Origin of the sequence: Lacimonas salitolerans (assembly GCF_042677865.1) — a bacterium.
GTDB classification, from domain to species: domain Bacteria; phylum Pseudomonadota; class Alphaproteobacteria; order Rhodobacterales; family Rhodobacteraceae; genus Lutimaribacter; species Lutimaribacter salitolerans.
Genome location: NZ_JBHUDD010000056.1, coordinates 68,972 through 76,023 on the forward strand (window position 1 = coordinate 68,972; position 7,052 = coordinate 76,023).

The following is a 7,052-nucleotide window of genomic DNA, read 5'->3' on the forward strand; positions in this document are numbered from 1 at the left end:
ATGAGGGTTTACGCAGGTCTGGAAAAAATAAATCTGGAAATTCTTGTCAGGCTGTCTAATCTCTTTGACATTTATAATCGCTTGCGTGACACTTGCACCTGACGCTTAGACAGGCGCCATGCCTGCGCTATCCGACCGGGTGACGTGGGTGGCGAAAGCGAGGAGTGCCAAGGATGGCCAACTACGAGCCCTCAAAGCCAACGCAGGCAGTCACCAGCCGTCACGTCGACGCGCTGGCGCGGACAGTTCTGACATCCCTGCGATCCTACCCTAGCACGGAAATGCGCAGCAGGCTGTCGCAGGCCGCGCATGACCTTGCGTCACTTACCGTGATGCCCGGAGAGTTCGACACCGATGCCGTCATGGACGATCTGCGCCAACGTCGGCTGAGCCATGCCGACCTGATGGATTTCTGCATCCCCGAGGCGGCGTTCCTGATCGGTCAGGGCTGGACTGACGATCGCCTGCCGTTCTGGCAGGTCAGCCTCGCGGGCGCGCGCCTGTATCAACTGGCCAAGCGGATCAGCACGGAATGGAACGGCGCGTCGGGCTATGACGCGCGCATGGCGGTGCTGCTGGTGATGTGCGAGGAAAGCACCCATGTGCTGGGGCCTGCGCTGCTGGCCGATCAGCTGCGGCGCGCGGGATGTTCGGTCAGCTCGGTGACCGCCGGGCGAGACACGCAACTTGCCCAAGTTATAAACCAAAGCGCCTTCGACCTGGTAATATTCACTTGTTCATCTTTGGACGTCCTTGAAACCGTCGCGCATCTGGTTCAACAGACGCGGGAAGAAACATGTCTGGTGCCGCCGATGGTGCTGGGAGGGCCGGTGATGGATTACGCAGAGAACATTCGTGAGGTGACCGGAGTTGATCTGGTGACCAAAGACATCAAAAAGGCGCTCAGCCTGTGTGCCCGTCCGATGACGGATCATATGGAACTGAAAGTGGCGGAGTGATGAACTCGCGTGACACGCCGAACTGGAAAGGAGGGGCTGTTCCAGTGATCAAGCCCGAATTCCTGAATGGCGTGTTGGCGGCAGAAACCGACATCGCCCTGGTCGTGGATACGACCGGGCAGATCGAATCGGTGCTGATCGACCCGTCCTCACCGCTGAACGGCCGCGCCGAAGGGTGGGAAGGCCGCTCGATCCGTGACCTGCTGGCGGTCGACAGCGTGCCCAAGATCGACACGCTGCTGACCCGGCTGGCCGATGGCGACACCGCCCCCCGCGCGATCGAGGTGAACCATACCGAAGGCGGTGCCGGGTTTCCGGTGCGCTATTCCATCCATCCGATGGGGCAGGGCGACAGGCTGCTGTTTCTGGGCCGTGACCTGCAGGTTGTCGCCGAAACTCAGCGCCAGTTGGTGCAGGCGCAGATCGCGCTGGAACGCGGATACGAGGAACGGCGCGAATTCGACGCGCGCTATCGCATGTTGCTGGCCACCACCCGCGATGCCGTTGTGTTCGTGGCCGGGTCGGACGGGCGGATCAAGGATCTGAACGCGCCTGCCGCCGACCTTCTGGGTGCGGGACGGGACGAACTGGTGGGCGCGGCCTTTGCGCAAGAGTTCAAGGATCGCCGCCGGGGCGAGTTTGTGGACAACCTGCTGAGCCTGGCGATGTCCGACAGCCTGGACGACCTGGTGGTGCAGGCCCGGCGCACCCGCAACAAGCTGCGGATCCAGCCGTCGATGTTCCGCGCGGCGGGCGAGCGTATCCTGATCTGTCGTCTTGACGCCGATGCCGAAGGGCAGGCGGTGGATGACCGTCTGGCGCTGAACCTGTCCACGCTCTATCGCGGCAGCACCGATGGCTTTGTCTTTACCGATGCCAAGGGCGCGATCGAGGACGCCAACGAGGCGTTCATGGAATTCGTCGATGCCGCCCATCTGCGCGAGCTGCGCGGGCGCAGCCTGTCGGATTTCCTGGCGCGCGGCCAGATCGACCTGAGCGTGATGCTGGAGAACGCCGCGCGCACCGGGCACATGCGCACCTATGCCACGCGGCTGACCAACGAATACGGGGCCAAGACCGCGGTCGAGGTCTCGGTCACGCATCTGAACAACCGCGAAAAGCCTTCGGTCGCCTATGTCATTCGCGATGTCAGCCGGGCCGAGGCGCTGCGCGGCGGTGCCCCGACGCCCGTCGGCGGAGAAGAGGGCGCGCATTCCAGCGTGATCGAGCTTGTGGGGTCCGCCTCGCTCAAGGAAATCGTGGCGGAAACCTCGGAAGTGATCGAAAAGCTGTGCATCGAGGCGGCAGTGGATCTGACCCGCAACAACCGCGCCGCCGCAGCCGAGATGCTGGGCCTGTCGCGGCAAAGCCTGTATGTCAAACTGCGCAAATACGGCCTGTCCAACAAGGACGGCGAAGACTAAGCTCACCGGCGGCTTTTCCCATCCCTGACAGCCATTTACGCCCTGCGGGTCAGATCTGTCGCCATGTGTCAACTTTGCTTGCAACGACTCAAACTGTCAGGCAAACTGGACACATGAGCGTTTCTGCAAACTTACACCCCCGCACATTGCCCGAGCCCGCAGCCATGCTGCGGCTGATCAAGCCGATCACGTGGTTCCCGCCCATGTGGGCCTATCTGTGCGGCACGGTGTCGTCGGGTGTCTCGCCACTGGAAGCCCCGGCGCTTGTGCTTTTGGGCATCGTTCTGGCCGGTCCGATCGTCTGCGGCATGTCACAGGCCGCGAATGACTGGTGCGACCGGCATGTGGACGCGATCAACGAGCCCGACCGCCCGATCCCCTCGGGGCGTATCCCCGGGCGCTGGGGTCTTTGGATCGCACTTGCCATGTCGGCGCTGTCGCTGCTGGTGGGCGCGCTGCTGGGGCCGTGGGGCTTTGCCGCCACGGTGGTGGGCGTGCTGGCCGCCTGGGCCTATTCGGCCGAACCCGTGCGCCTGAAACGCTCGGGCTGGTTCGGCCCCGGTCTGGTGGGGTTGAGCTACGAGACTTTGCCGTGGTTCACCGGTGCCGCCGTGCTGGCCGCCGGTCTGCCCGACTGGCCGATCATCTGGATCGCCCTGCTGTATGGGATCGGCGCGCATGGGATCATGACGCTGAATGATTTCAAGGCGTTGGAAGGCGACCGGCAGATGGGTGTCAACTCGCTGCCCGTCACGCTGGGCCCCGAGCTGGCGGCCAAGGTCGCCTGCGTCGTGATGCTGGTGCCACAGGCGCTGGTGGTGATGCTGCTGGCCCATTGGGACCGGCCCTATCACGCGGCGGCGGTTCTGGCGCTGGGTCTGGGACAGGTCTGGGCGATGTCGGTGATGCTGCGCGATCCGCGGGCCAAGGCGCCGTGGTACAACGGCACCGGCGTCCTGATGTATATTTCGGGCATGATGGTCGCGGCCTTCGCCCTGCGCGGTCTGGGAATGATGTGATGACGCTAAGCTGGGTTTCCATCCTGCGGCTCGGTCTGGTGCAGATGGCGCTGGGGATGATCGTGGTGCTGACCACGGCCACGATGAACCGCGTGATGGTGGTCGAGCTGGCCCTGCCCGCAATCCTGCCCGGCCTTCTGGTAACGCTCTACTACGGCACGCAGTTCGCGCGCCCGCATTTCGGCCACGGGGCCGACGGGGGTGGCCGGCGCACGCCCTGGATCATCGGCGGGGTGGCCTGCCTTGGGGCGGGCGCCATGCTGGCGGCCTTTGCCGTGGGTCTGATGGCGCACAGCACATGGGGCGGCATTGCCGTCGCGGTGCCCGGTTTCCTGCTGATAGGTCTCGGCATCGGGGCGGCGGGCACCAACCTTCTGGCGCTGCTGGCCTCGCGCGTGGCCAGCGACCGGCAGGCGGCGGCGGGCAGCGCGGTCTGGATCATGATGATCTTCGGCCTTGCCGCCACCGGCATCACAGCCGGCATGCTGCTGGACCCGTACAGCCCCGCGCGTCTGCTGGCGGTCACGGCGGGCGTGTCGGGCATCGCATTGCTGTTTGCGGTGATCGGCACATGGGGGCAGGAACGCACCCCCGCGCCGGTCAAGCCGCGGGCCAACCGCAAGCTGGCCTACCGCGCGGCGGTGGCCGAATTGTGGGCCGATCCGCGCGTGCGCGGCTTCACCATTTTCGTCTTTGCCTCGATGCTGGCCTACAACCTGCAGGACCTGATCCTTGAACCCTATGCCGGGCATGTGTTCGGCATGACCGTGGGCCAAAGCACGCAACTGGGCGGGATGCATCACGCCGGCGCGCTGGCGGGCATGATCGCCGTGCTGCTGTCGGGCACCGTGCTGGCGCGCTGGATCGTGGTGCCGATCCGGGTCTGGATCGTGGGCGGGTGCGTCCTGTCGGGCGCCTCGCTGCTGGCGCTGGCCTGGGGCGGGATGCACGCGAGCACATGGCCGATCACGGCCAATGTCTTTACCCTCGGGCTGGCCAACGGAGCCTTTGCCGTCGCCGCCATCGGCGCGATGATGGGCCTGGCCCGCGAAGGCGATGAATCCCGCGAGGGCATCCGCATGGGCCTGTTCGGCGCGGCGCAGGCCATCGCATTCGGCGCGGGCTCGTTCCTGGGCACCGCGGCGGCGGACGTGATGCGCGCGCTGGTCGCCAGCGACGCGATTGCCTATGGCAGCGTCTTTGCGGCCGAGGGCGTCGTCTTTCTCATCGCGGCGGGGCTGGCCCTGTCGCTGAACACGCATACCGATCCGGCACCCGCCGGTGATCTGATACCGGGGGAATGACCATGTATGATGTCGTCGTCATAGGCGGGGGGCCGTCGGGGGCCACCGCCGCCGAGGATCTGGCCCTGTACGGGCGCAAGGTCGCGCTGATCGACCGCGCGGGCCGGATCAAGCCCTGCGGCGGGGCGATCCCGCCGCGCCTGATCCGCGATTTCCGCATCCCGGCCAGCCAGATCGTGGCCAAGATCACCACCGCGCGGATGATCTCGCCCACCGGCCGCCGTGTCGATATTCCCATCGAGAACGGCTTTGTCGGCATGGTCGACCGCGAGCATTTCGACGACTACCTGCGCAACCGCGCGGCCGAGGCCGGGGCCGAGCGCCATACCGGCACTTATCTGCGGATTGAACGCGACAAGGCGGGCACCCATGTCGTCTATCGCGACAAGGCCAGCGGCGATGAACACCGCCTGACCACCCGCATGGTGATCGGGGCCGACGGCGCGCGCAGCAACGTGGCGAAAACCGAGGTGCCGGGCGGCGACCGCATTCCTTACGTCATCGCCTATCACGAGATCATCGAGGCCCCCGGCCCGCGCGGCGACTATGACCCCGACCGCTGCGACGTGATCTATGACGGGCGCATCAGCCCCGATTTCTATGGCTGGGTGTTCCCGCATGGCAAATCCGCCAGCATCGGCATGGGATCGCTGGTCAAGGATGTGGACCTGAAAAAGGCCACCGCCGACCTGCGCGAGGCAAGCGGCTTGGCCGACTGCCGCACCATCCGCCGCGAGGGCGCGCCCATCCCGCTGAAGCCGATGGATCGTTGGGACAATGGCCGCGACGTGGTGCTGGCCGGTGACGCGGCGGGCGTGGTTGCACCCAGCTCGGGCGAGGGGATATACTATGCCATGGTCGGAGGGCGCGTGGCCGCAACGGCGGCCCATGCCAAACTGACATCGGGCATGATCCGCGATCTGGGTCTGGCTCGCAAACTGTTCATGAAAGAGCACAAGTCGGTGTTCAAGGTGCTGGGCGCGATGCAGGACGCCTATTACAAATCCGACGAGCGGCGCGAGCGGTTCGTCAGCCTGTGCCACGACATCGACGTGCAGCGCCTGACGTTCGAGGCCTATATGAACAAGGAACTGGTCAAGGCGCGGCCCATGGCCCACGTCAAGATCGGCATCAAGAACCTGGCCCACCTGGCCGGGGTGGTAAAGGCGGAACACGTATGAAGGCGCTTATCCCGGCCTGGGTAAACGGCACGCTGCGCCCGGTCGAAAAGCTGGAGGTGCATCAGCGCGGGCTGCGCCACAAGGCGGTTTCGATCTTCGTGATGGATGGCAACCGCGTGCTGATCCAGCGCCGCGCGCTATCGAAATACCACACGCCGGGCCTGTGGGCGAACACCTGCTGCACCCATCCCGACTGGGCCGAAGACCCGGCCACCTGCGCCACCCGCCGCCTGCGCGAGGAACTGGGGATCACCGGCCTGAGTTGCGAACATCGCGGGCAGGTCGAATACCGCGCCGATGTGGGCAACGGCCTGATCGAACACGAGCTTGTCGATCTGTATCTGGCCCGCGCCAGCGCCGATCTGCCGCTGCGGCCCAATCCGGACGAGGTGATGCAGACCCGCTGGGTCGCCGCCGATGTTCTGACCGAAGAGGTCGACCGCCACCCCGAGCGGTTCACGCCCTGGCTGCGGATCTACCTGACCGAACATGGCGATCAGATATTTGCCTCGGTACCTGCGCAGTAACTTACCATAAGACGGATTATCCGCTGCGCAGATGTAAGAGCAAAGTTAAGATGTCCCACATCTGCAAAGTAGAAGTGTCACTTCTGTGGTTGCCGCCCGTGATCGCCAAGCTTTGCAACGATGCGGCGCATGGCCATGCGGTTCCGGGGCATTTTGCGCAGAGAACACTCCGCCCCGCTGGACGCGTGGATCGATCACGCCATCGAGACGGATATCTCGCCGATCATGCGCTTTGCCCGAACGCTGAACCGTGACATCGCTGCCGTGCGTAGTGCCATCGACTTTCCGTGGAGCAACGGTCAAGCGGAGGGCCAAATTTATCGCCTGAAGACCCTCAAGCGCGCCATGTACGGCCGTGCCGGACCAGAACTTCTCCGGGCCCGAATGCTGCCCCTCCGCCACACAGATTGAGACAGAGCCGGTTAGCATATCTTTCCGGTTGGCAGTCGGGGGACGGATCAGGCAGAGGATCTGGCGGCGCCGGAGCAGAGCCTGCCCGAGTCTGAGCACGGCTTAGATCGCCTGCAAGTAGGTCATACCGATGCTAGGCATGATCCAGGGGAATCGCTTTTGGGCCGATCGGTGTGTTTGAGCGCGCTTGCGTCTGAGCCTGAGTTGGATTCTGTAATGTTGGGTGA

At 64.8% G+C, this 7,052-nt stretch carries 6 protein-coding genes and 1 pseudogene; all 7 read left to right on the forward strand.

Annotation, left to right across the window (positions count from 1 at the left end; all coding sequences use genetic code 11):
* Positions 1-173: 173 nt before the first annotated feature.
* Positions 174-959: a hypothetical protein gene (locus ACFTOW_RS10860; protein ID WP_379915535.1), complete on the forward strand. Its 786-nt coding sequence runs from the start codon at positions 174-176 to the stop codon at positions 957-959.
* A 44-nt stretch (positions 960-1,003) separates the two neighbouring features.
* Positions 1,004-2,383, forward strand: coding sequence for a transcriptional regulator PpsR (ppsR, locus tag ACFTOW_RS10865; protein WP_379915537.1), 1,380 nt, complete (start codon positions 1,004-1,006; stop codon positions 2,381-2,383).
* 113 nt (positions 2,384-2,496) lie between these two features.
* On the forward strand, positions 2,497-3,402 hold the full coding sequence (gene chlG / locus ACFTOW_RS10870; protein WP_379915539.1) for a chlorophyll synthase ChlG: 906 nt from the start codon (positions 2,497-2,499) through the stop codon (positions 3,400-3,402).
* A complete protein-coding gene (locus tag ACFTOW_RS10875; RefSeq protein WP_379915541.1) occupies positions 3,402-4,706 on the forward strand; it encodes a BCD family MFS transporter in 1,305 nt (434 codons plus the stop codon). Before chlG ends, ACFTOW_RS10875 begins: the two co-directional genes overlap by 1 nt.
* Before the next feature lie 2 nt (positions 4,707-4,708).
* A complete protein-coding gene (locus ACFTOW_RS10880; RefSeq protein WP_379915543.1) occupies positions 4,709-5,887 on the forward strand; it encodes a geranylgeranyl diphosphate reductase in 1,179 nt (392 codons plus the stop codon).
* Entirely contained in the window at positions 5,884-6,414 is a 531-nt protein-coding gene (gene idi / locus ACFTOW_RS10885; protein ID WP_379915545.1) for an isopentenyl-diphosphate Delta-isomerase, read from the forward strand. Before ACFTOW_RS10880 ends, idi begins: the two co-directional genes overlap by 4 nt.
* 102 nt (positions 6,415-6,516) lie before the next feature.
* Positions 6,517-6,825 (forward strand): annotated as a pseudogene (locus ACFTOW_RS10890) (transposase); the annotation flags it as partial.
* Positions 6,826-7,052: the final 227 nt, after the last annotated feature.